This is a genomic window from Alphaproteobacteria bacterium (genome assembly GCA_041396705.1).
GTDB lineage: Bacteria > Pseudomonadota > Alphaproteobacteria > CALKHQ01 > CALKHQ01 > CALKHQ01.
The window spans coordinates 228,631-249,725 of record JAWKYB010000003.1 but is presented as its reverse complement, the minus strand read 5'-3'; the positions used below and the strand labels follow the sequence as shown (position 1 = coordinate 249,725).

26 protein-coding genes and 1 tRNA gene are annotated in these 21,095 nt (G+C 70.8%); 4 read left to right on the top strand and 23 right to left on the bottom strand.

Annotated elements, in window-relative coordinates; translation table 11 throughout:
- Nucleotides 1-35: 35 nt before the first annotated feature.
- The 5 genes from R3F55_04535 to R3F55_04515 all read right to left on the bottom strand — a co-directional run bounded on the left by R3F55_04535 (nt 36) and on the right by R3F55_04515 (nt 4,104).
- Nucleotides 36-854, bottom strand: coding sequence for a transglutaminase family protein (locus R3F55_04535; protein MEZ5666698.1), 819 nt, complete (start codon nt 852-854; stop codon nt 36-38).
- Nucleotides 855-859: 5 nt separating this feature from the next.
- Nucleotides 860-1,807, bottom strand: a complete 948-nt coding sequence (locus tag R3F55_04530) for an alpha-E domain-containing protein (GenBank protein MEZ5666697.1) — start codon at nt 1,805-1,807, stop codon at nt 860-862.
- The gene (locus R3F55_04525) at nt 1,807-3,219 is read right to left on the bottom strand and encodes a circularly permuted type 2 ATP-grasp protein (protein MEZ5666696.1); all 1,413 of its coding nucleotides are present in this window, start codon (nt 3,217-3,219) and stop codon (nt 1,807-1,809) included. Before R3F55_04525 ends, R3F55_04530 begins: the two co-directional genes overlap by 1 nt.
- Before the next feature lie 216 nt (nt 3,220-3,435).
- A complete protein-coding gene (locus R3F55_04520; GenBank protein MEZ5666695.1) occupies nt 3,436-3,888 on the bottom strand; it encodes a hypothetical protein in 453 nt (150 codons plus the stop codon).
- A 139-nt stretch (nt 3,889-4,027) separates the two neighbouring features.
- Nucleotides 4,028-4,104: transfer RNA gene (locus tag R3F55_04515), tRNA-Arg, on the bottom strand.
- A 151-nt stretch (nt 4,105-4,255) separates the two neighbouring features.
- On the opposite strand from R3F55_04515, the gene hspQ reads away from it, so the two are divergent.
- Nucleotides 4,256-4,612, top strand: a complete 357-nt coding sequence (gene hspQ / locus R3F55_04510) for a heat shock protein HspQ (GenBank protein ID MEZ5666694.1) — start codon at nt 4,256-4,258, stop codon at nt 4,610-4,612.
- Between the two features lie 136 nt (nt 4,613-4,748).
- Nucleotides 4,749-5,279 (top strand): invasion associated locus B family protein, encoded by a 531-nt coding sequence (locus R3F55_04505; GenBank protein ID MEZ5666693.1) that lies wholly within the window; start codon nt 4,749-4,751, stop codon nt 5,277-5,279.
- 35 nt (nt 5,280-5,314) lie between these two features.
- Here R3F55_04505 and R3F55_04500 read toward each other — a convergent pair whose 3' ends face one another.
- The 12 genes from R3F55_04500 to R3F55_04445 all read right to left on the bottom strand — a co-directional run bounded on the left by R3F55_04500 (nt 5,315) and on the right by R3F55_04445 (nt 15,921).
- Nucleotides 5,315-6,298 carry an ATP-binding cassette domain-containing protein gene (locus R3F55_04500; protein ID MEZ5666692.1) on the bottom strand — a complete coding sequence of 328 codons (984 nt, stop codon included), beginning with the start codon at nt 6,296-6,298 and terminating at the stop codon, nt 5,315-5,317.
- Complete coding sequence (locus R3F55_04495; GenBank protein MEZ5666691.1) at nt 6,295-7,281, bottom strand: ABC transporter ATP-binding protein; 987 nt, start codon at nt 7,279-7,281, stop codon at nt 6,295-6,297. Before R3F55_04495 ends, R3F55_04500 begins: the two co-directional genes overlap by 4 nt.
- Before the next feature lie 20 nt (nt 7,282-7,301).
- On the bottom strand, nt 7,302-8,246 hold the full coding sequence (locus tag R3F55_04490) for an acetamidase/formamidase family protein (GenBank protein MEZ5666690.1): 945 nt from the start codon (nt 8,244-8,246) through the stop codon (nt 7,302-7,304).
- On the bottom strand, nt 8,236-9,858 hold the full coding sequence (locus R3F55_04485) for an ABC transporter substrate-binding protein (protein ID MEZ5666689.1): 1,623 nt from the start codon (nt 9,856-9,858) through the stop codon (nt 8,236-8,238). Before R3F55_04485 ends, R3F55_04490 begins: the two co-directional genes overlap by 11 nt.
- A 151-nt stretch (nt 9,859-10,009) precedes the next feature.
- Nucleotides 10,010-10,945, bottom strand: coding sequence for a helix-turn-helix domain-containing GNAT family N-acetyltransferase (locus tag R3F55_04480; GenBank protein MEZ5666688.1), 936 nt, complete (start codon nt 10,943-10,945; stop codon nt 10,010-10,012).
- 84 nt (nt 10,946-11,029) lie between these two features.
- Complete coding sequence (locus tag R3F55_04475) at nt 11,030-11,953, bottom strand: ABC transporter permease (protein ID MEZ5666687.1); 924 nt, start codon at nt 11,951-11,953, stop codon at nt 11,030-11,032.
- Nucleotides 11,953-12,792, bottom strand: coding sequence for an ABC transporter permease (locus tag R3F55_04470; protein ID MEZ5666686.1), 840 nt, complete (start codon nt 12,790-12,792; stop codon nt 11,953-11,955). The genes R3F55_04475 and R3F55_04470 overlap by 1 nt, the downstream gene beginning before the upstream one ends.
- Before the next feature lie 175 nt (nt 12,793-12,967).
- On the bottom strand, nt 12,968-13,969 hold the full coding sequence (locus R3F55_04465; protein MEZ5666685.1) for a TIGR03842 family LLM class F420-dependent oxidoreductase: 1,002 nt from the start codon (nt 13,967-13,969) through the stop codon (nt 12,968-12,970).
- A gap of 44 nt (nt 13,970-14,013) precedes the next feature.
- Nucleotides 14,014-14,694, bottom strand: coding sequence for an NADPH-dependent F420 reductase (gene npdG, locus R3F55_04460; GenBank protein MEZ5666684.1), 681 nt, complete (start codon nt 14,692-14,694; stop codon nt 14,014-14,016).
- Nucleotides 14,691-15,137: a coenzyme F420-0:L-glutamate ligase gene (locus tag R3F55_04455; protein ID MEZ5666683.1), complete on the bottom strand. Its 447-nt coding sequence runs from the start codon at nt 15,135-15,137 to the stop codon at nt 14,691-14,693. The genes npdG and R3F55_04455 overlap by 4 nt, the downstream gene beginning before the upstream one ends.
- Entirely contained in the window at nt 15,049-15,291 is a 243-nt protein-coding gene (locus R3F55_04450) for a hypothetical protein (protein ID MEZ5666682.1), read from the bottom strand. The genes R3F55_04455 and R3F55_04450 overlap by 89 nt, the downstream gene beginning before the upstream one ends.
- A 183-nt stretch (nt 15,292-15,474) precedes the next feature.
- Nucleotides 15,475-15,921, bottom strand: coding sequence for a hypothetical protein (locus R3F55_04445; protein MEZ5666681.1), 447 nt, complete (start codon nt 15,919-15,921; stop codon nt 15,475-15,477).
- Between R3F55_04445 and R3F55_04440 the strand changes: the two genes are divergently transcribed.
- Nucleotides 15,908-16,252, top strand: a complete 345-nt coding sequence (locus tag R3F55_04440) for a hypothetical protein (GenBank protein MEZ5666680.1) — start codon at nt 15,908-15,910, stop codon at nt 16,250-16,252. The two genes, R3F55_04445 and R3F55_04440, sit on opposite strands and share 14 nt — an antisense overlap.
- A gap of 4 nt (nt 16,253-16,256) precedes the next feature.
- Here the strand turns inward: R3F55_04440 and R3F55_04435 are convergent, their stop codons facing one another.
- From R3F55_04435 to cofG, 5 genes are read right to left on the bottom strand one after another with little or no spacing between them, the layout of a single operon-like run.
- Nucleotides 16,257-16,445 carry a hypothetical protein gene (locus tag R3F55_04435; GenBank protein ID MEZ5666679.1) on the bottom strand — a complete coding sequence of 63 codons (189 nt, stop codon included), beginning with the start codon at nt 16,443-16,445 and terminating at the stop codon, nt 16,257-16,259.
- Between the two features lie 37 nt (nt 16,446-16,482).
- Nucleotides 16,483-16,767: a hypothetical protein gene (locus R3F55_04430; protein ID MEZ5666678.1), complete on the bottom strand. Its 285-nt coding sequence runs from the start codon at nt 16,765-16,767 to the stop codon at nt 16,483-16,485.
- Nucleotides 16,764-17,030, bottom strand: a complete 267-nt coding sequence (locus R3F55_04425) for a 2-phospho-L-lactate transferase CofD family protein (GenBank protein MEZ5666677.1) — start codon at nt 17,028-17,030, stop codon at nt 16,764-16,766. Before R3F55_04425 ends, R3F55_04430 begins: the two co-directional genes overlap by 4 nt.
- Nucleotides 17,023-18,252 carry a 5-amino-6-(D-ribitylamino)uracil--L-tyrosine 4-hydroxyphenyl transferase CofH gene (cofH, locus tag R3F55_04420; GenBank protein ID MEZ5666676.1) on the bottom strand — a complete coding sequence of 410 codons (1,230 nt, stop codon included), beginning with the start codon at nt 18,250-18,252 and terminating at the stop codon, nt 17,023-17,025. Before cofH ends, R3F55_04425 begins: the two co-directional genes overlap by 8 nt.
- Nucleotides 18,249-19,373, bottom strand: a complete 1,125-nt coding sequence (gene cofG, locus R3F55_04415) for a 7,8-didemethyl-8-hydroxy-5-deazariboflavin synthase CofG (GenBank protein ID MEZ5666675.1) — start codon at nt 19,371-19,373, stop codon at nt 18,249-18,251. The genes cofH and cofG overlap by 4 nt, the downstream gene beginning before the upstream one ends.
- Before the next feature lie 125 nt (nt 19,374-19,498).
- Between cofG and R3F55_04410 the strand changes: the two genes are divergently transcribed.
- Nucleotides 19,499-19,942, top strand: a complete 444-nt coding sequence (locus R3F55_04410) for a hypothetical protein (protein MEZ5666674.1) — start codon at nt 19,499-19,501, stop codon at nt 19,940-19,942.
- A gap of 12 nt (nt 19,943-19,954) precedes the next feature.
- Here the strand turns inward: R3F55_04410 and R3F55_04405 are convergent, their stop codons facing one another.
- On the bottom strand, nt 19,955-21,094 hold the full coding sequence (locus R3F55_04405) for an acyl-CoA dehydrogenase family protein (GenBank protein ID MEZ5666673.1): 1,140 nt from the start codon (nt 21,092-21,094) through the stop codon (nt 19,955-19,957).
- Nucleotide 21,095: the final 1 nt, after the last annotated feature.

Here is a 21,095-nt window from a genome sequence, read left to right as displayed (position 1 = left end):
CCTCCAAGGGCGGGTGTCGGCCGCTGCGGCCCGGGTCACTGCGCCGAATCGGCGGCGGAGACCTGGACGGCCACCGACATCTTCTCGTCCGCCTGCCCGCGCCACAATCCGCGTATCGGCGCCGCCGACCAGTAGTCAAGGCCGATCGCGGTGCGGACATAGCGGTCGGTGGGGCAGACGCCGTTTGACGGGTCGAAGCCGACCCAGCCCAGATCCTCGACATGGACCTCGGCCCAGGCGTGGCTGGCGTCGGACACCTGGTCGCCGTCGCCCACATGCAGGTAGCCGCTGACGTAGCGGGCCGGGTGGCCGAGCGCGCGGGCGCAGGCGATCATCACATGGGCGTGGTCCTGGCACACGCCGGCGCCGGCGGCGAAGGCCTCGGCGGCGGTGGTGTGGGCGTTGCTTTCGCCGCCGCGATAGGCGACCCGCTCGGCGATCGCGCCGGCCAGCCGGTGCACGCGGTCGAGCGCGCATCCGCCCTGCCCGGCCGCGTTGGCGAACGCGGTCAGCGCCGCATCCGCCGCCGTCAGCGGCGTGTGGCGCAGGTAGAACAGCGGCGGCAGCGGCTCCGGCGCGCCGGCGACGACGCCGTGGCGGTCGTCCACCGTGACCACCCCCGACACGTCGATCTCGGTCTGCTCGTGCGGTTCGTTGCGGGTGTGCAGCATCACCCGGTTGCCGTAGCCGTCGAGATAGGTCGTCAGCGGCTGGCGCCGTTCGGTCGCGCTGACCGACCAGTGCTCCACCCGCTGGCCGTCGAAGTCGCGCGGCGCCAGCCGCAGCGACTGGATCGCATAGGCGATCGGCTGGTCGTAGCGGTAGACGGTGCGGTGGCGGATGCGCAGGCGCATCGGGCTCAGTCCATCAGGTAGAACTCGGTCACCAGGCGGCCGAGTTCGTGGGTGTGGTCGATGACTTCGGTCAGGAACTCGTGCAGCCCGGCGGCGAAGATCGCCTCGATCCGCCCGAAGCGCAGCCGGGCATGGAACTCGCCGGCCAGCCGGTGGCATTCGCCGTAGTGGCCGCCATATTCGGTGCCGAGCCGGTCGAGGACGCCGACGATCTCCTCATAGGCCGCGCTGAGCGAGCGCGGCATCTCGCTGTGCAGGATCAGCAGCTCGGCCACCTTCCACGGCTGCACCCGGTCCTTGAACACCAGGTGATAGGCCCGCACCGCCGAGGCCGCGCGCAGGATCGCGGTCCACTGGTAGTAGTCCAGGCCGCCGCCGACATTCTCCTCCTTCGGCAGCAGCACGTGGTATTTGACGTCGAGGATGCGCGCCGTGTTGTCGGCCCGCTCGATGAACGAGCCGAGCCGGACGAAGTGATAGGCGTCGCGCCGCAGCATGGTGCTGGCATAGGCGCCGCGGAACAGCACCGAGCGCATCTTCACCCAGTCGATCAGGCTGCCGAGCCGTTCCGGCAGCACGTCCTGGCTGAGCACGCTGTCGCGCTCCAGCCAGGTGCCGTTGATCGCCTCCCAGGTGTCGACGGTGAGCGCCGCGCGGACCGAGCGCGCGTTGGCCCGGCCGGCCTCGATGCACGACCAGATGCTCGACGGGTTGGCCGGGTCGCGCACCAGATAGTGGACCACCGCCTGCGGCGTGACCTCGTGATGGCGCTCCAGGAAGCTGGGCTCGCAGCCGGCCGCGATCAGCGCGGAGTGCCACTCGTTGCCGCGAATCGCGCCGGCGGTGGTCAGCGCCGCCATCCGCTGGGCCACCTCCAGCAGCCGGGCGACGTAGTCCATCCGCTCCATGTAGCGGGCCAGCCAGTACAGGTTGCCTGCGGTGCGCCCCAGCATCAGCCGGCCGCCCCGCCGGGGTCGCGCACCACCCAGGTATCCTTGGTGCCGCCGCCCTGGCTCGAGTTGACCACCAGCGAGCCCTCGCGCAGCGCCACCCGGGTCAGCCCGCCGGGCACGATGCGGGTCTCGCGCCCGGTCAGCACGAACGGGCGCAGGTCGACATGGCGCGGCGCCACGCCCTCGTCGACGAAGGTCGGACAGGTCGACAGCGCCAGCGTCGGCTGGGCGATATAGGCCGCCGGATGCGCCTTCAGCTTGGCGGCGAAGGCCTCCTGTTCGGCGCGGGTCGAGCGCGGGCCGACCAGCATGCCGTAGCCGCCGGAGCCGTGGGTCTCCTTCACCACCAGCTCGCCGATGTGGTCGAGCACATAGGCCAGCTCGTCCGGCTCGGCGCAGTTGTGGGTCGGCACGTTGCTGAGGATCGGCTCCTCGCCCAGATAGAAGCGCACCATCTCCGGCACGTAGATGTAGACCGCCTTGTTGTCGGCGATGCCGGCGCCGACCGCGTTGGCCAGCGTCAGGTTGCCGGCGCGGTAGACGGCCATCAGCCCGGGCACGCCCAGCACCGACTCCGGCCGGAAGGTCAGCGGGTCGAGGAAGTCGTCGTCGATGCGCCGGTACAGCACGTCGACCCGGCGCAGCCCCTGGGTCGTGCGCATGTAGAGCACGGCGTCCTCGACGATCAGGTCGACGCCCTCGACCAGCTCGATTCCCATCTCGTCGGCCAGGAAGCTGTGCTCGTAATAGGCGCTGTTCAGCGAGCCGGGGGTCAGGATCGCCACGGTCGGCTCGGCCGGGCAGTTCGGCGGCGGCACCGACATCAGGCTGTCGAGCAGCTCCTCCGGATATTGCGACACCGACATCAGGTCGTAGGCGCCTACCAGCTCCGGCAGCAGCCGCAGCGACATCTCGCGGTTCTCCAGCATGTAGGAGACCCCGCTGGGCGTGCGGCAGTTGTCCTCCAGCACGTAGAACTCGTCGGGCGAGACCCGCACCATGTCGATGCCGGCGATGTGGCAGTAGACGTCGCCGGGCACGTCGAACCCCTGCATCTCCGGCACGAAGCTGTCGTCGTGCAGCACCAGGCGCTCGGGAATGCGGCCGGCGCGGATGATGTCGCGGTCGTGGTAGCAGTCGCGCACGAAGGCGTTCAGCGCCTTCACCCGCTGCTCCAGGCCGCGCGCCATCAGGTTCCACTCGCTCTCGGCCAGGATGCGCGGGATCAGGTCGTAGGGGATCAGCCGCTCGGGATTGCCGCCCTCGCCGTAGACCGCGAAGGTGATGCCGATACGGCGGAACAGCAGCTCCGCCTCGTGGCGCTTCAGGTTCAGCGAGTCCGGCGAGGCGGTCGCCAGCCATTCGGCGACCTGGGCGTAAGGGCCGCGACAGATGCCGTCGAAGCCCTTCATCTCGTCGAACTGCAAGTGCCTTCCCCTCCGGTCCGTTGGCGGCGCCTGGGCCGATTTTGGCACAGGACGGTCCGGACAATCCAGCCGTCGCTCCGCCGCCATCTGCGGAAAGCCATGCACGGCGAGTGCCAGACGCCCCCGTCGACGCACTCCCTGGGGGAGAGCAACGGCGCAGTCCGGCCGGGGTTCCCGACCGTGCGCCGCCGCGTCGGCCGGTCACTCGGCCTCGTAGCACTCGTAGTTCAGGCTGCCGTCGCTGAAGGTCTGCACCACGACCTCGCCGCCGTAGTAGGTGCAGATGTTCTCGAACTGGTTCGCATCGCAGCCCTGGACCCAGAACGAGTTGCAGCAGGTGATCATGCCGTAGCAGACGTCGTGCGGATAGCGCAGGTCGGAGGCGCCGAGCAGGATCAGGTCGACCGCGTGGTCGTCGGCGGCATCGCGCAGCGCCGGGGCGCCGCCCGTCGGCGGCACCGGCGGCAGCTGCGGCGCGCCGCCGACGAAATTCGGTCCGCCCGGCAGCGTCGGCATCGGCACCAGCACGGCCGGCGCACCGGTGTCGCGCGGCACCGGCGGCGCGGTCGAGCCGGCCGGATCGTTGGCGTTCGCGGTCGCGGCGCCGGCGGTCAGCGCCATCGCCAGAACGGTCATGCGCAGCGTGGTCTTCATCTTCGAGCCCTCCTCGATCAGGCCGACACAATGTCGCCTCAATCGGGAGGTCGCGGTGAAGCGCGGATCGGTTCAACGCAAGCGTCGCGGGACAAGACCTGCCCGGCCGCGTTCGCCATCGGTCTTGGTAGAAAACCGCTGGCGTCCCCGAGAGGATTCGAACCTCTGGCCTACAGATTAGGAATCTGTCGCTCTATCCTGCTGAGCTACGGGGACCCGTGCGACGGCCGCGCCCTGCATAGCGCGTTCCGTCCGCGCCGGCAATGCGGCCGGGGGGCGGCCTTGGGGCGGCGGGTGGCCGCGGGTTTCATGCTTTGGCCATCTAATAGCTCTTGCCGGCTGCCGGCCGTGGCCCAACATTGCTGCCGTGACAGAATCGCAGCCCAACCAGGTCGCGCCGGGGCAGCGGGAGGCCAAGTTCCGGATCGGGGCCATCGTGCGCCACCGCATCCATCCCTTCCGCGGCGTGATCTTCGACGTCGACCCGACCTTCGCCAACACCGAGGAATGGTGGGAGGCGATTCCGGCCGCGGTGCGCCCGCACAAGGACCAGCCCTTCTACCACCTGCTCGCGGTCGGCGCGAACGGCCCCTATGTCGCCTATGTCTCGGAGCAGAATCTGGTGCCGGATGCGGAGAACGGGCCGGTCGCCCACCCGGCCGTCAGCGAGATCTTCGAAGGGATGGCGGACGACCACTATGTTCGAGCCATCTCGCTGAACTGACAGCGATTTCTCGAAATAATGTAATAGTCTTAATACATTCGGCGCGAATTCTGAGAATTTGGATATTGCGGTCCGCCGCGGCCGGCCTTACGGTCTGTTCATTAAAAAAGTACGAACGAGCGACAGGGGTCGTGTAATGAACGGGCGGCTTTGCGGTCTTGGCGGCGCGCTTGCGGCGTTGTTGCTGACGGTGGCGGGTTCCGTCGCGCCGGCGCAATCCGTCGATCTGAGCAGCGTCAACGAGGCCAGCGACTGGGCGGCCGGCTGCGGCACCGACGAATTCGGCGTCGACTTCTGTGCCGTGCAGAAGTCGAACGGCCCGCAGGCGCTGGGCTATGTGCTGCAACAGCGCGACGACGGCCTGGCCCGCCAGATCCGCATCGCGGTGAACTCCACTTTCATTGACGCCGAGAGCCCGATCACCATCCAGGTCGACGAGAACGATCCGCTGGTCTGGACCGTCGGCTACAAGATCATCGACGGCCACGTCATCAGCCTGAACGGCCAGACCATCGATTCCCTGCTCAGCGAGCTGGAGACCGGCGAGGCCGTGACCGTGACCGTGTTCCAGAAGACCGGCGAACCGCTGAGCTTCGAGCTGGCTCTGGACGGCTTCAACGAGGCGATCCACGCCCTGGAGCAGACCCAGGGCGACGCGGCGGAATAGGCCCGCCACCCCCGGCGCCACCCCCGGCGCCGCCGTCAGCCGCCCTGCCGTCCGGCGGCGATCGCCTCCGCGAAATGGCAGGCAGCCAGGTGCCCGCCCGGCCCGGCCGGCAACGGCCGCAGCGCCGGCGCCTCGGCCGCGCAGCGGGCCTGCGCCCATGGACAGCGCGGATGGAAGCCGCAGCCCGGCGGCGGCCGCTCCGGGCTCGGCGGCTCGCCGCCCAGCGCCGCCCGATCCGGCCGCGTGCCCGGCTCCGGCCGCGGGATCGCGGCGATCAGCGCGCGGGTATAGGGGTGGCGCGGGCGGGCATAGAGCGCTTCCGCCGTCGCCTGCTCGACGATCCGGCCCAGATACATCACCGCGACCCGGTCGCTGACATGCTCCACCACCGACAGGTCGTGCGAGATGAAGATGTAGGACAGGCCGAGCTCGGCCTTGAGCTCCTGCAGCAGGTTCAGGATCTGGGCGCGGATCGAGACGTCGAGCGCGGAGACCGGTTCGTCGGCGATCACCAGCTTCGGCCGCAGGGCAATGGCGCGGGCGATGCCGATGCGCTGGCGCTGGCCGCCGGAGAACTCGTGCGGGTAGCGCGCCGCCGCGTCCGCCGGCAGGCCGACCCGCTCCAGCAGCCCGTGCACGGTCCGCCGGCGCTCCGCGACCGTGCCGATGCGGTGGATCGCCAGCGGCTCGGCGACGATGCTGCCGACCGTGAGTCGGGGGTCGAGCGAGGCGAACGGATCCTGGAAAACGATCTGCATGTCGCGGCGGCGGGCGCGCAGGCCGGCCGGCGACAGCCGGGCGAGGTCGTCGCCGTCGAACAGCACCCGGCCGGCACCGGGCGCGACCAGCCGCAGGATCAGCCGGGCGAGCGTGGACTTGCCGCAGCCGGACTCGCCGACGATGCCCAGCGTCTCGCCCGCCGCCAGCGTCAGGTCGACGCCGTTGACCGCATGGATGGTGCCGCCGTCCTTGGTGCGGAAGCTGCGCGCCAGTCCTTCGACCTGCAGCAGGGCGCTCATCCCGCCGGGTTCCAGCAGGCGACCCGGTGCGGGTCGTCGTCGGGTGCCAGCGCCGGCATCGCCACGCGGCAGGGCTCGATGGCGCGGCTGCAGCGGTCGGCGAACGGGCAGCCGGTGCCGCGCCGGCCCGGGCTCGGCACCATGCCGGGAATGCTGGGCAGCACGGCGCGCCGGACGCCGAGCCGCGGGATCGAATCGAGCAGCCCGCGCGTATAGGGGTGCCGCGGGCGCGCGAACAGGTCGGCGGCGCCGGCCCGCTCGACGATGCGCCCGGCATACATCACCAGCACCGTGTCGCAATAGTTGGCGACCACGCCGAGGTCGTGGGTGATCAGCAGCAGCCCCATCGCGCGCTCGCGCCGCAGCGTGTCGAGCAGGTCCATGATCTGGGCCTGGATGGTCACGTCCAGCGCCGTGGTCGGCTCGTCGGCGATCAGCAGCTGCGGGTGGCAGGCGATCGCCATGGCGATCATCACCCGCTGGCGCAGGCCGCCGGACAGCTCGTGCGGGTATTGCCGCAGCCGGCGCTCGGCCGCGCCGATGCCGACCCGGTCCAGCAGCGCGGCAGCCTCGGCCCGCGCCGCCGTCCTGGCGATGCTGCGGTGCAGGCGGATCGCCTCGACCAGCTGGGCGCCGACCGTGTAGGTCGGGTTCAGGCTGGTCATCGGCTCCTGGAACACCATGCCGATGCGGTCGCCACGCACCGCCTGCATCGCCCGCTCCGACAGCGCCAGCAGGTCCTTGCCCTGCAGCAGTACCCTGCCCCGCTCGATCCGCGCCGGCGGCGTCGCCAGCAGCCGCATCACCGCCATCGCGGTCACGCTCTTGCCGCAGCCGGATTCGCCGACCAGGCCGACCGTCTGGCCGGCCTCGACCGCGAAGCTGACGCCTTCGACCACCGTCACCGGGCCGGAATCGGTGTTGAAGCCGACGGCGAGGTCGTCGACCGCTAGCAGGCTTGTCCCAGCCGTCCCGTCCAGCATCTGCGGCTCGGCCGGGGCCGCTACTCCAGCACCGCGCGCGGGAAGTACAGCGAGACGATCCAGTTCGGCACGTCGACGATACAGCTGATGCGCAGGTCGGCGCAGACGCTGCACAGCATGTAGGTCTCCACCGGCGCCATGCCGGTGCGCCTGGCCAGCAGCTCGACCATCTGCGACACCGCCGCGCGGGCGCCTTCCATCAGGTCGGGCCCGACCCCGGTGGTGACGTCGTAGCCCGAGCGGTCGAGCTGTCGCGCGACCGGGCCGGCGGTCTCGAACCGCGGGAAACGCGGCGCGCCGCCCTTGATCAGGTCCAGCGTCGCCGTGATCGCCATCGGGCTCTCGATCGCGGTGCCGCACAGCTCGCCGTCGCCCTGGGCGGCGTGGGTGTCGCCGATCGAGAACAGCGCGCCCGGCACCTCGACCGGCAGGTAGAGCACGCTGCCGGCGACGAGGTCGCGGATGTCGACATTGCCGCCGACCTGGCGCGGCGGCACCACGCTGTGATGCCCCGGCTCGGCCAGGGCCACGCCGACGGTGCCGGCGAACGGGCTGAGCGGAATGCGCGCGCCCGGCCCGTACAGCGCCGGCGCGCTCAGGTCCGGCTCGTACTTCCAGATGTGCAGTGCCGGTTCCTTGAACTGGTCGGCCAGCAGCCCGAAGCCGGGGATGTTGGCGGTCCAGCCCCAGCCGGAGGGCGCGAAGCCCTCCAGCGTGATCTTCAGCGTGTCGCCTGGCTGCGCGCCGTCGACATAGACCGGGCCGGTGACCGGATTGACCCGGCCGAAATCCAGGCCGGGCACGTCGGCGACGGTCGACGCCGGCGACAGCTGGCCGCCGGAGGCGTCCACCGTCTCGAAGGCGATGGTGGTGCCCGGCGCCACCGTCAGCTTCGGCTGGAAGCTGTTGTCCCAGCCGAAGTGGTGGTCGTGGGCGTGGATCGTGTGCGCGGCCTTACTGGGCATCGAGGGCGTACACGTGGTCGTAGTTGACCGGGATGTGGACCGGGTCAACGAAGATGGCGTCCGGCCCGCCGATCCGCTCGGAGTGGAAGGTGAAGCGCTGCTCGTTGAACACCGGCGCCCAGGGCGCATCGTCCATCACCCGGGCGTAGACCTGGCTCCACAGCGCCAGCCGCTCGTCGGCCCTGGCCGGGTCGGTCATCGCGTCGGCTTCGGCCGCCATCGCGTCGAGTTCCTCGTTGCAGTACCAGGCCCAGTTCCAGCCGCCCTGCACCGCGCCGCCGCAGCCGAGGATCGGCCCGTAGAAGTTTGACGGATCGGGAAAATCCGCAATCCACGCCATGCCGCCCGACCAGATCATCGGCGCCTGGTCCGGCTGGCCGCCGGCGTCGATCACGGTCGACTGCGCCAGCGTCTGCAGCTCGACCCGGATGCCGATCGCGGCCAGGTCCTGCTGGATCGCCTGGGCGATGCGCGGGTTGGGGTCGGTGTTCATGGCGTAGAGCTCGGTGTCGAAGCCGTCGGCCAGCCCGGCCTCGGCCAGCAGCGCCTTGGCGCCGTCCGGATCGTAGGCATAGCCGGCGTAGTCGGGGTCGTAGCCCGGCATCGCCGGCGGCAGCGGCTGGTTGGCCGGCACCGCGCGCCCGTTGATGATGCGCACGATGCGGTCCTTGTTGATCGCCATGTTGACCGCCTGGCGCACGCGCACGTCGTCGAACGGCGGCATCAGCACGTTCATGGTGACATAGCCGGTGTGCAGCTGGCCGCCCTCGACGATCTGGTCGGCATAGTCGGGATTCTGCGACACCTCGACAAAGTTGGCCGGCGGGATGCCGTCGCCGAGGATGTCGACCTCGCCGTTCTGCAGCCGCAGCAAGGCCACCGACGGATCCTGGCCGACCTCGAACACGATGCGGTCCAGCTTCGGCAGGCCCTCGCGGTAGTAGGCCTGGTTGCGGTCGAACACCAGCCGCTGGCCCAGCGCCCACTCGGTCAGCGCATAGGCGCCGGTGCCGACTGGATGCTTGCCGAAATCGGCGCCGTACTGCTCGACCACCTCGCGCGGCACGGCGAACGAGAAGTTGATCGCCATCACGTGCAGGAAGGTGGCGTTGGGCTGCGACAGCCTGATCACCACGGTGGCGTCGTCCGGCGTGGTGATGCCGCTCAGGTCGGTGGTCTCGCCGGCGGCGGCGGCATCGAAGCCGTCGATCATCCAGAAGAAGCCCTGGCCCGGGCTCAGCGTCTCCGGGTTCACCGTCCGCTCGATCGAATACTTGATGTCGGCGGCGGTCAGTGCGCGGCCGTTGTGGAAGGTCACGCCGTCGCGCAGATGGAAGGTGTAGGTCAGGCCGTCGTCAGAAATCTCATAGCTCTCGGCCAGGTCCGGCACCAGGTTGGTCGTGCCCGGCTCATAGTCCATCAGCCCGTTGAACAGGCTCTTGATCATCGACCAGTTCTGCCAGTCGTAGCCGATCGCCGGGTCGAGGGTGGAGACGTCGTCGTTGTAGGTGACGATCATCTGGCCGCCCATCGGCGCGTCCTGGCCCTGGGCCGCCGCGGCGCCCAGTGCCAGCGCCAGGCCTGCGGTCGTGGCGATCAGAAGCTTGCGCATGAATGCTCTCCCCCGTGGTTCTTTCGTGATGTGTCGTGAATGCCGCTGGGCGCCATTAGAGCAATGGCGGCCGGTGTGCCGCAAGCCGTCGTCGCAAGGATCGTGCCTCGCCGTGCGATTTCCGGCGGCTTTCGGCCGTGCGGCGGTGCGGCTACAGCTCCAGCGCCCAGCTCTGGCTGCGCATGCGATGGCCGAAGGCGTCTTCCTCGACCTCGTCGACCAGCGCGAAGCCGGCCGCCTGGTAGATGCGGCGCGCCGATGCCAGCATGTCGTAGGTCCACAGCACGATGCGGCGATAGCCGCTGGCGCGGGCGAAGGCGATGCACGCGTCGACCAGCCGGGTGCCGACGCCGTGGCCGCGTGCCGCCGGCTCCACGTACAGCATGCGCAGCCGTGCCACCGCGTCGCTGTCGCGGGCCAGGAAGACCGCGCCCAGGATCGTGCCGTCGCGCTCGGCGATCCAGGCGCGTTCGCGCGCCGGGTCGAAGCGCGTGAGGAAGCGGCCGACGATTTCCGCGAACACGCCCTCGAAGGCGCCGGTCCAGCCCAGGGTCTCGGCGTAGATCAGGGCGGTCCGGTGGACGATCCAGCCCATGTCGCCGACCCGGTGCGGCCGCAGCACGATGCTTGAGTCGTCCGCGTCGGCCGGCGCGTCCTGCAGCCTGCGCTGCAGCATCGCCATCGCGTCGACCAGCCGGTCCTGCTCCGCCGGCGAAAGCCGGTCCAGCATGGCCGTCGCATCCGCCTGCGCGCGCGCCTCCAGCCGGGCGAACAGCGCCCGGCCGGCGTCGGTCAGCCACAGCCCGTACTGCCGGCGGTCGGCCTCGTCGCGGCGCCGGGCGACCATGCCGTCGGCCTGCAGGCGGCGCAGGATGCGGCTTAGATAGCCGGCGTCGAGGCCCAGCTCCGCCCGCAGCACCGCCGCGGTCGCGGTGGTGCGGTGTCCGATCTCGTACAGCACCCGGCTCTCGGCCAGGCTGTAGGGGCTTTCCAGGAAATGCTCGCCGAGCAGGCCCAGGCGGCGGGTGTAGAAGCGGTTGAAGCGGCGCAGCTGAGCCGCGGGTTCGGGCTGCACGAGGACGGTCATGGCATGGACACCCCGTTGCGTTGACCGATTGGAGCGCCAATTAGTTGACGGAGTCAACTATCTCCGCGACCGTCCTTTCGCCACCTACCCCCTCAGCTTGATCCGCGGGTCGATCAGCGGCGCGACCAGGTCGGCGATCAGGTTGCCGATCACGATGGCCAGCGCGGCGACCAGCGTGACGCCCATGATGATCGGGATGTCGAGCTTCTGGATCGCCTGCCAGGCCAGCTGGCCGATGCCGGGCCAGCCGAACACCGATTCCACCACCACCACGCCCGACATGAAGATGCCGATGTCGAGCCCGATCATCGCGACGATCGGCAGGATCGCGTTGCGCATGCCGTGCACGACCAGGATGCGGCCGGCGCCGGCGCCCTTGGCGCGGGCGGTGCGGATGTAGTCGCGCCGGAGCACGTCGACCATCGCCGAGCGCATCATCCGCGCATACCAGCCGCCGCCGAGGATGCCGAGGGTCAGCGCCGGCAGCAGCAGGTTCTCCAGCGCGCCGTAGCCGCGCAGCGGCGGCCAGCCCAGCTGCACCGAGAACACGTAGAGCAGCAGGATGCCGACCAGGAACTGCGGCGCCGACACGCCGACGAAGGCGGAGAACATCACCACGCGGTCGACGAAACGGCCGCGGTTCGCCGCCGCCGCCACGCCGGCGGGAATGCCGATCAGCAGCTCGAAGAAGATGCCGCCGGCCATCAGCTGCAGGGTCGCCGGCAGCCGGCTGAGCAGCAGCTCGCCGACCTCGGTGCGCTGCATGTACGAGCGGCCGAAATCGCCCTGCAGCAGGTTGACCAGATAGATCGCGTACTGCTCGACCAGCGAGCGGTCCAGCCCGAGCTGGCGGCGGATGGACTCGACCGTGTCCTCGGTCGCATTGCGGCCGGCGATCATCCGCGCCGGGTCGGCCGGGATCAGGTAGACCAGCAGGAACGTGATGATCGAGACGCCGAGCAGGATCAGCACCGCCTGGCCCAGCCGCCGCGCGAGGAACAGGCCCATCAGCGCCGCCCCCGCTGGGTCGGGTCCAGCGCATCCCTGAGCGCGTCGCCGACCAGGTTGAACGACAGCGCCAGCGCCAGGATGGCGAAGCCGGGGATGAACACCAGCCAGGGCGCGCTGGAGAAGTAGCTCTGGCTCTCGAAGATGATGTTGCCCCACGACGGTTCCGGTGGGCGCACGCCGATGCCGAGGAACGACAGCGTCGCTTCCAGCAGCACTGTGGTGCTGATGCCCAGCGTCGCCCAGACCAGCATGGTCGGCACCAGGTGCGGCACGATGTGGACGAACAGGATGCGCAGGTGGTCGGCGCCCAGCGCTCGCGCCGCCTCGACATATTCGCGCTCGGCCAGCGCGGTGGTCTCGGTGTAGATCACGCGCGCGACCTGCACCCAGTTCACCAGCGCGATGACCAGCGCGACGATCCAGAAGCTGGGCCCGATGATCGCCGCCAGCGCGATCGCCAGCAGCAGCGCGGGAAAGGCCATCATCAGGTCGGTGAAGCGCATGATGGCGGCACCGGCGCGGCCGCGCAGATAGCCGGCGACGGCGCCGAGCGCGGCGCCGATCAGCACCGCCGCGCCGTTGGAGACGACGCCGACGATCAGCGAGGTGCGCGCGCCGAACATCATCCGGCTCAGCAGGTCGCGGCCCAGCGTGTCGGTGCCGAGCAGGAAGTCGCCGCCGGGCGGCAGCGGCGAGCCTTCCAGCGTCAGCCCCTCGAACAGCTGTTCCTTGTAGTCGTATGGTGCCAGCCAGGGCGCGAAGGCTGCTGCAAGCACGGTCAGCAGGATGATCGCGATTCCGAACACCGCTGACGGGCTGCGCAGGATCAGCCGCATGGGCGCCGGCTCGCGCTATCTGGCTCCTGCGTCCGCCCGCGTCGCGTCATCTCACCCCCAATGCGTCATCCCCGGGCTAGTCCCGGGGATTTCTTCGGGACGGGGCTCCTTCCCCCCGAGATGCCCGGCTCAGGGCCGGGCATGACGCCCGTTGTCTGTGCGAGGGAGCCCAACCCTACCGGAAGTGCGGGATCACATGTTCGCGATACTCGGCGAGCTGGCGCTCCTCCTCGCCGCACATCAGGTAGATGTTGAACTGGGTGACGCCGGCCGCCTCCAGCTGCTGCAGCTTCTCGACATGGGCCTCCGCCGGGCCGAGAATCGAGAACGCCTCGACGATGTCGTCGGTGATGAAGTCCAGGTGGTCGGCGTCCTTGTCGGCGTGCTTCTTGTAGTCGTAGCCCTTGCGGCGCTCGATATAGGCGGTGAAGCTGTCCGGCACCAGGTGGGTGTCCTTGCCGTACTTCTCGACGATGTCGGCGACGTGGTTGCCGACCATCGCCGGGAACCAGCGGGTCTGCTCCCGGCCCTTCTCCATGTCGCCGACCCACACCGGCGCGGCCGACATCACCTGATAGCCCGACATGTCCTTGCCCGCGGCCTTGCCGGCGGCGACCGCCTGGTCGGTGAACCACTTGCACAGGCTCGGCTCGGCCAGCTGGATGATCAGGCCGTCGCCGGCGGTGCCGGCCGCCTCCAGCGCCTTCGGGCCATAGGCGGCGATCCAGACCGGCAGCTCATAGCCGTTCGACCAGGTGAACTGGATCGGGTTCGGGCTGTCGTCGTAGGTCACCTCGTCGCCGCGCACCATCGCCTTCAGCTTCTCGGCGAACTCGACCATCCGGCCGACGGTCGCCGGCTTGTGGCCCATCACCCGGCGCGAGCTGTCGCCGCGGCCGAGCCCGACCAGGACCCGGTTCTGCGCCTGCACCGCCAGGGTCAGGAAGATCGAGGCCGCCTCCGACCAGTCGCGCACCGCCGGGTTGGTGACGCAGGGCCCGAACTTCATGTTGCGGGTGTGCTCCATGGCCATCGCCATGGTCACGAAGCACTGCCGCCAAAGCACATGCGAATCGTAGAACCAGCCATAGGTGAAGCCGGCCTCCTCGGCCTGCTTGCATAGCGCCACCGTGCGCTGCGGATCGATGCTTCCCTTGAAACAGATGCCGAATTCCATCGCTGGCTTCCCCCGTGTCGCTGTCGGTGTGCGTGCGGCGCCGGTCAGTGGCCCTCGGGCCAGATCCTGATTCCGGCGTGCTTGAATGGCGTCGCTTTCGATATGTTGAGCCGAATGAGGATCGGCGTCAAAGCCTCAATGCAGCGCGCATTTTCTGCCGGTCCGCAGTTGTAGACGGCGACCCCCATCCGCTCGATCAGGGCGGCCACCTCCTTCTTCGCCTCGACGTCGTTGCCGGCGATCAGGATGTCGCAGGTGATCGGATGGTCGATGTCGTTCAGCACCGTTGCCGAGACGTTGTGCAACGCGCCGACCACCGGTACCTCCGGCCCGACCAGCGCCTGCGCGCGCTCGGTCGCCGAGCCTTCGGCCGGCATGTCGACGGCCTTCGGGTCGCCGGCGCGCAGCGGCACCACCAGGTCGACCAGCACCTTGCCGGCCAGATGCGGGCGGATCGCCTGCAGGGTCGCGTCGTGGCCGGCATAGGGCACGGCCAGCATCACGATGCGGGCGTCGGCCAGCGCGCCGGCATTGTCGGCGCCGGCGATCGGCGCCGCAGCGTTGCCGAGGCGGCCGTTGAGCTCGGCCGCCACCTCGGCCGCCCGTGCGGCCTCGCGCGAGCCGATCACGACGGAAATGCCGGCCTTTGCCAGCCGCAGCGCGACGCCGCGGCCCTGCGGGCCGGTGCCGCCGACGATGGCCACCGGTTTCGATTGCTCGGTCATAGGAACAGGTCCTCCTTGGCTGGTCGCAGCAGGGCGGCGGCGGGTTGCGCCGCGCCGGTCATGTCGAGGCCGCGCAGCAGCACCACCGGCGTGCGGCCGGCCTTGGCCACCGCCAGCCCGGAGGCGGCGGCGATCTCGTCGGCCAGCGCCGGCATGGTCGCCTTCAGCGGGCGGCCGTCGGCGTCGGCGCTGCCGGCCAGGTCGCGCAGCGCCGGCAGCCCGGCCAGCCCGATCGCGACGTTGACCTGGCCCAGCCGCCACGGCCGGCCGAAGCTGTCGGTGACCGCGACGCCGACGGCACAGCTGCTATGTGCCGCGATCCGTGCACGGATGGCGTCGGCGCTGGCGTCGGGATCATGCGGGCAACACACACAACCTGTTGTTCCACCGTTGACTCGCCGATTCCGGGCATTGGCGCAGATGAAGCCGAGCCGATGCCGCACGATGATCACGCCGTCGCGGTCTGCCGTCCGCGCGGTCGCACGCAGCACCGCGGCGCTCATCGAGGATCAGCTGCACCTTGGCCGCGTCCTTGCCGGTGCGCACCGCCAGCGCCGCGGCCTCGTCGCCGACCGCGACGCCCGCCAGCGGGACCACGCGGCCCTCCACCTTGAAACCGCCTTCTGCGCCACCGCCAGCACGTCGTCGTCGCGCAGCCACGCCCTGTTCCGCCGCGGCTCCTGCAGACGCGCCCAGGTCGTCGCCGGCCTGCAGTCGCGGCCGGCGATGGCCTCGATCAGGACTCGGCCGGCGCCAGCTGCTCGGTCAGCCATCGGGCGATCAGGTCCTCTGGGTTGTCGTCGACGAAAGCGCGGGCGTCGTCGGGCGTGTCGATAAAGGAGCACGAGTGGCCACAGCCGCAGCACCCGGCAGGGAATGCCGGCCTCGCGCGCCCGCGCCAGGTAGCCGTCGAACGAGCGGGCGCCGAAACGACAGGGAATCGCGTCCGGCGGGCTCGCCAGGATCGCGTTGGTGCCGTCGTCGCCGACCGCCGGGCACATGGATCAGGCTCGGCGCCAGCCGCGGCGCCTCGACCAGCGTGCGCACGTCGGCGCGGTCGAGCCGGGCCATGTCGGCGGGAATGACCAGCTGTGCCGCATAGCCGCGCGCGATGCTCCAGGCCGCCGCCCGCTCCACCGCCGTCGTCTCCCCCTCGCCGGCCGGTCGCAGGAAGGCGGCGCCGTGCCGTTCGGCTGCTGGCCGCAGGCGTTCGGTGTCGCACACCACCAGCCGGTCGACCTCCGGCGCGAAGCGGGCGAGGTCGCCGAGCGTGCGGTCGAGCAGCCGCAGCGCCAGCGCGTGCGGATCGCTGCGGCAGCATCGCCGCCAGCCGCTGCTTGGCGCCGGCGGGATCCTTGACCGGCACGACGATGACCAGGTCGCTCATGCGCTGCGTCGGAACGGCGTGGCCGGCGCCTCGGCCCAGTCGAGCACTCCGCGGCGAAGCGGCGCGGTCGGCGCGGTCGCGCATCACGGTGTCGGTGACCGCAACGGCAACGCCGCGGGCACGCAGGGCGGCGGCATGGCGCTGTCGCGCACGTCGACCACCATGGCGTAGTCGATCAGCCGTCGTAGCAGGCGGCGACGCCGGCCGGGTCGGACCGCAGGCCCTGGCTGCGCAGCATGCGGTCGGACGGGCCCTTCAGCGAGCGGCCGCCGACGATCGGGCTGACCGCGATCCGTAGGCGCCGCCGCGCGGCAAGCGCGGCGCGCACGCCTGGCACCGCCAGCATCGGGCCGATGCTGGCCACCGGGTTACCGGCGCGATCAGGATCAGCCGCGCGCCGGTCAGTGCGGCCACCACCTCCGCCGGCTCCGCCGCCGCCGCGCCGTCGAAGCGCACGCCGCGGACTGGCGGCCTGCGCGGTCGCGCACGAAGAACTCCTGGAAGTTCAGCGTGCCGCCTGGCGTTTCGATCAGGGTCTGGATGTCGCTGTCGGTGGCCGGCAGCATGGTGGCCCTGACGCCCAGCGCACGGGCAATCCGCCCGGCGATGGCGGTGGCCGTGTGCCGGCGCGCCGCAGCTGGGTGCGCAGGAGGTGGTGCGGCGAGGTCGCGGTCGCCCAGGTTCATCCAGGTGTCGTTGCCGAGCGCGCAGGCCGCTCCTGGCTTGCGAAGCTGTCGCCGCGATAGCCCCAGCCCTTGGCGTGGTCGACCACGTCGGCCAGCGTGTAGGTCAGGATGTCCATGTCGGGCGAGACCCACAGCCCGTGGAATTCGGCATCGTCGCCGGTGTTGCCGATGACCGTGAGCCGGGGCTGCCCGGCGGTCTGCGCCAGCCCGTCGACGAACTTGGCGCCGCCGACCCCGCCGGCCATGACAACGATGTCAGCCATGGCGGCCTGCCGCGTCGGCGGCCGTGCGCGGCACCAGCGGCGCCTGCGCCGGCGGGTCGTGGTCGTCGTAGGTCTCGGCCGTCTCGTACAGCGTGGTCCGCCGCACCGGCCGCCGGCCGGCGCCACGGATGATGGCGACCATCTCGGCCGGCGTCACCTCCTGGCCGTGCCGGGCGCCGGCGGCGCGGCTGATGCTTTCGTTCATCAGCGTGCCGCCCAGGTCGTTGACGCCGCAGTCCAGCATCGCCTGGGCGAAGTCCGGCCCCAGCTTCACCCACGACGCCTGGATGTTGTCGATCGCGCCGGCCAGCATCAGCCGCGCGACCGCGTGCATGCGCACATGCTCCGCCGCGGTCGGCCCGGGGCGCACGCCGGGCTCGTTCAGGTACAGCGGCGAATCGTAGTGGATGAAGCCCAGCGGCACGAACTCGGTGAAGCCGCCGGTCTCGCGCTGGATGGCGCGGATCAGGCCGATGTGGCGGGCCCAGTGGCGCGGGCCGTCGATGTGGCCGTACATGATCGTCGCGGTGGTCGGCATCGCCACCGAATGGGCGGCGCGGATGATGGCGACCCATTCGTCGGCGGTCAGCTTGTCGCGGGTCAGCCTTCGGCGCACCTCGGTGTCGAGGATTTCCGCCGCCGTGCCCGGCATCGAACCGAGGCCGGCCGCCTTCAGCTCCGCGATGAACGCGGCCGCCGGCACGCCGGCCTTGGCGGCGCCGTACCAGATCTCGAACGGCGAGAAGGCGTGGATGTGCATGGCCGGCACCGCCGCGATCACCGCCTCGACGATGCGGCGATAGTGGCCGGCGTCGATCTTCGGATGCAGGCCGCCCTGGATGCAGACCTCGGTCGCGCCGCGGTCGTGCGCCTCGACCGCGCGGCGGGCGACCTCGTCCAGGCTCAGCAGTTCCGCGCCGGGGTCGTCGCGGCGCTTGGCGAAGCCGCAGAACTTGCAGCCCATGTAGCAGATGTTGGTGAAGTTGATGTTGCGGCAGACCACGAAGCTGACGTCGTCGCCGACCCGGCGCCTGCGCACCGTGTCGGCGGCGGCCAGCAGCGCGCCGAGGTCGTCGCCGTCGGCGCCGAACAGGGCCTCGCCCTCGTCCTCCGACAGGGTCTCGTCCGCCAGCGCCCGGTCGAGGATGCGCGCGATCGCCGGCGTGGCCAGCCGCAGCCACTGCTCCGCGCTGCGCTGGCGATGGTCGACGATCAGGCTCATGCCGGCACCGCCGCAAGCCCGTCGGCGCCGGCCAGCCGGCGCACCGGCTCGCGCATCGCGCGGTCCAGGTGGCGCTCGGCGCTGGCGATGTAGGCCGGATAGACCGTCAGCCGCTCGCGCAGGCTGCAGCCGGCAGCAGCCGTGGCGGCGCGCAGCCGCTCGATCAGCGGCCAGGCCCGCTCCGGGTTGATGTGGTCGGCGGTCACCGGCGAGACGCCGCCCCAGTCCTTGATGCCGGCACCGACATAGTCGCCGAAGGCGTCGGCCAGGTTCGGCGGCGCCTGCACGCCGATCTCGGGGTCGAGCAGCAGGCGCGCGACCGCGATGGTGCGCAGCATGTCGGCGTGGTCCGGCTCCGGATGGTCGGCCATCGCGGTGCCCGGCTTGGCGCGGAAGTTCTGGACGATGACCTCCTGGATGTGGCGGTGGCGGCGGTGGGCGTCGCGGATCGCCAGCAGCGCGTCGATGCGTTCGCCCCAGGTCTCGCCGATGCCGATCAGGATGCCGGTGGTGAATGGCACGCCGGCCTCGCCGGCCCGCTCCAGCGTGCGCAGCCGCTGTACCGGCACCTTGTCCGGACAACGGTGGTGGGCCATGCCGGGCCGGGTCAGCCGGCGGCTGGTCGATTCCAGCATCATGCCCATGCTGCCGGTCACCGGCTTCAGCAGCCGGATGTCGTCGGCGTCCAGCGTGCCGGGATTGGCGTGCGGCAGCAGCCCGGTCTCGCGCAGCACCAGCGCACACATGGCGGCGAGATAGTCGATCAGCCGGTCGTGGCCCTGGGCGGCCAGCGCGGCGCGGGCCTCGGCATAGCGCAGCTCCGGCTTCTCGCCGAGGCTGAACAGCGCTTCCTTGCAGCCCGCCCGCTGGCCGGCGCGGGCGATGGCCAGCACGGCATCCGGGCTCAGCAGCGATGCGCCGGGGTCGCCGGGCCGCCTGACGAAGGCGCAATAGCCGCAGTCGTCGCGGCAATAGGTGGTCAGCGGGATGAAGACCTTGCGGCTGTAGGTGACGACGCGGCCCCAGGCCGCATCGCGGACGGCCGCCGCCCGCCGGCATAACGCATCCAGCGCCGGCCCGTCCCCCGAGGCCAGCGCAAGGGCTTCGTCGCGTTCGATCATCGCCGAAAGCTAGGCGATCCGGGATTGGCCGACAATCGGGAATCTGTGCCGTTGCGGGCGTTTGCGGCGGCCGGCGTGCTATGACACCGGCGCCGCGATCGCGGCGGGAGATGGGAGGCGCGAAGATGGCGGGGCCGAGCGAACTGGGACGTATCACGCTGTGGAAGGGCGACGGCTGGCATTGCCGCGTCTGCGGCCGGCCGATGTTCTTCGCGCCGGCGCTGGAGCAGCTCGAGGGCCTGAACCCCGGCCACGGCTATTTCCACGGCCACGGCAACGAGGGCGACGATCTCATGCTGCCGCTGTTCGCCCGCTGCTGGGCGATGGCGATCCACCTGTCCCACGCAGGGCCGGAAGAGCCCGAAGAAAGCCGCTACGTTTCCTGCTGTTGGGAATGCATGGTGACGAGACCGGCGGTCAACGACATCCGCCACGGGCGTACGGCGCCGCCACCGCCACTGGGCGACAACAGGACCGGCTGGGACGGGTTCTGCCTGCTGCATCTCGCGCTGCCCGATCCCAAGCCGCGTTGGGCGAAGGCGATCCGTGCCGCCTACGGCCTGGCCTGAGCGCCGGGCCGCTCAGTCCTGCAGCAGCCGGCGGGCGACGATCACCCGCATGATCTCGTTGGTGCCCTCCAGGATCTGGTGGACGCGCAGGTCGCGGACGTAACGCTCGATCGGGAAGTCCTGCAGGTAGCCGTAGCCGCCGTGGATTTGCAGCGCGGCGTTGCAGATGCCGAAGCACAGGTCGGTGGCCAGCCGCTTGGCCATGGCGCAGAGCCGGCTGCGTTCGGGGTCGTCGGCGTCGATCGCCGCGGCGGCGCGCCACACCATCAGCCGGGCGGCCTCCAGCTCGGTCGCCATGTCGGCCAGCTTGAACTGGATCGCCTGGAAGTCGGCGATCGGGCGGCCGAACTGGCGGCGCTGGCGGGCGTGGTCGAGGGCGAGGTCCAGGCAGGCGGCGGCGCCGCCCAGCGAGCAGGCGGCGATGTTGACGCGCCCGCCGTCGAGTGCGCGCATGGCGATGCGGAAGCCCTCGCCCTCCGCGCCCAGCCGGTTGGCCGCCGGCACCCGGCAGTCGGCGAGCACCACCGCGGCCGTCGGCTGGCTGTGCCAGCCCAGCTTCCTCTCCAGTTTGCCGAAGCCGAGGCCGGGCGACGGCTTCTCGACCAGGATGCAGGAGATGCCGTCGGCGCCGGCACCGCCGGTGCGCGCCATCACCGCATAGAGATCGGCAACCGATCCGCCTGATATGAAAGACTTTTCGCCGTTGAGCACATAGGCGTCGCCGTCGCGCACGGCGCGGGTGGTCAACGACGCCGCGTCCGATCCGGCGCCGGGCTCGGTCAGGCAATAGCTGACCACGGTGTCCAGCCGCATCATGCCCGGCAGGTGGCGGGCCTTCTGTGCCGCGTCGCCATAGGTCGCGATCATCCAGCCGACCATGTTGTGGATCGACAGGAAAGCCGCCGTCGACGGGCAGGCGCGGGCCAGCTCCTCGAACACCAGCGCGGCGTCGAGCCGCGCCAGCCCGCTGCCGCCGTCGTCCTCCGGCACGAACATGCCGGCCATGCCGAGGCCGGCCGCGGCACGCAGCGTGGCGATCGGGAAGATGCCGTCCGCGTCCCAGCGCGCGGCCTGCGGTGCCATCTCGTTGGCGGCGAAGTCGCGCGCCATTGTGCGGATCGCGCGCTGCTCCTCGCTGAGCCGGAAGTCCATC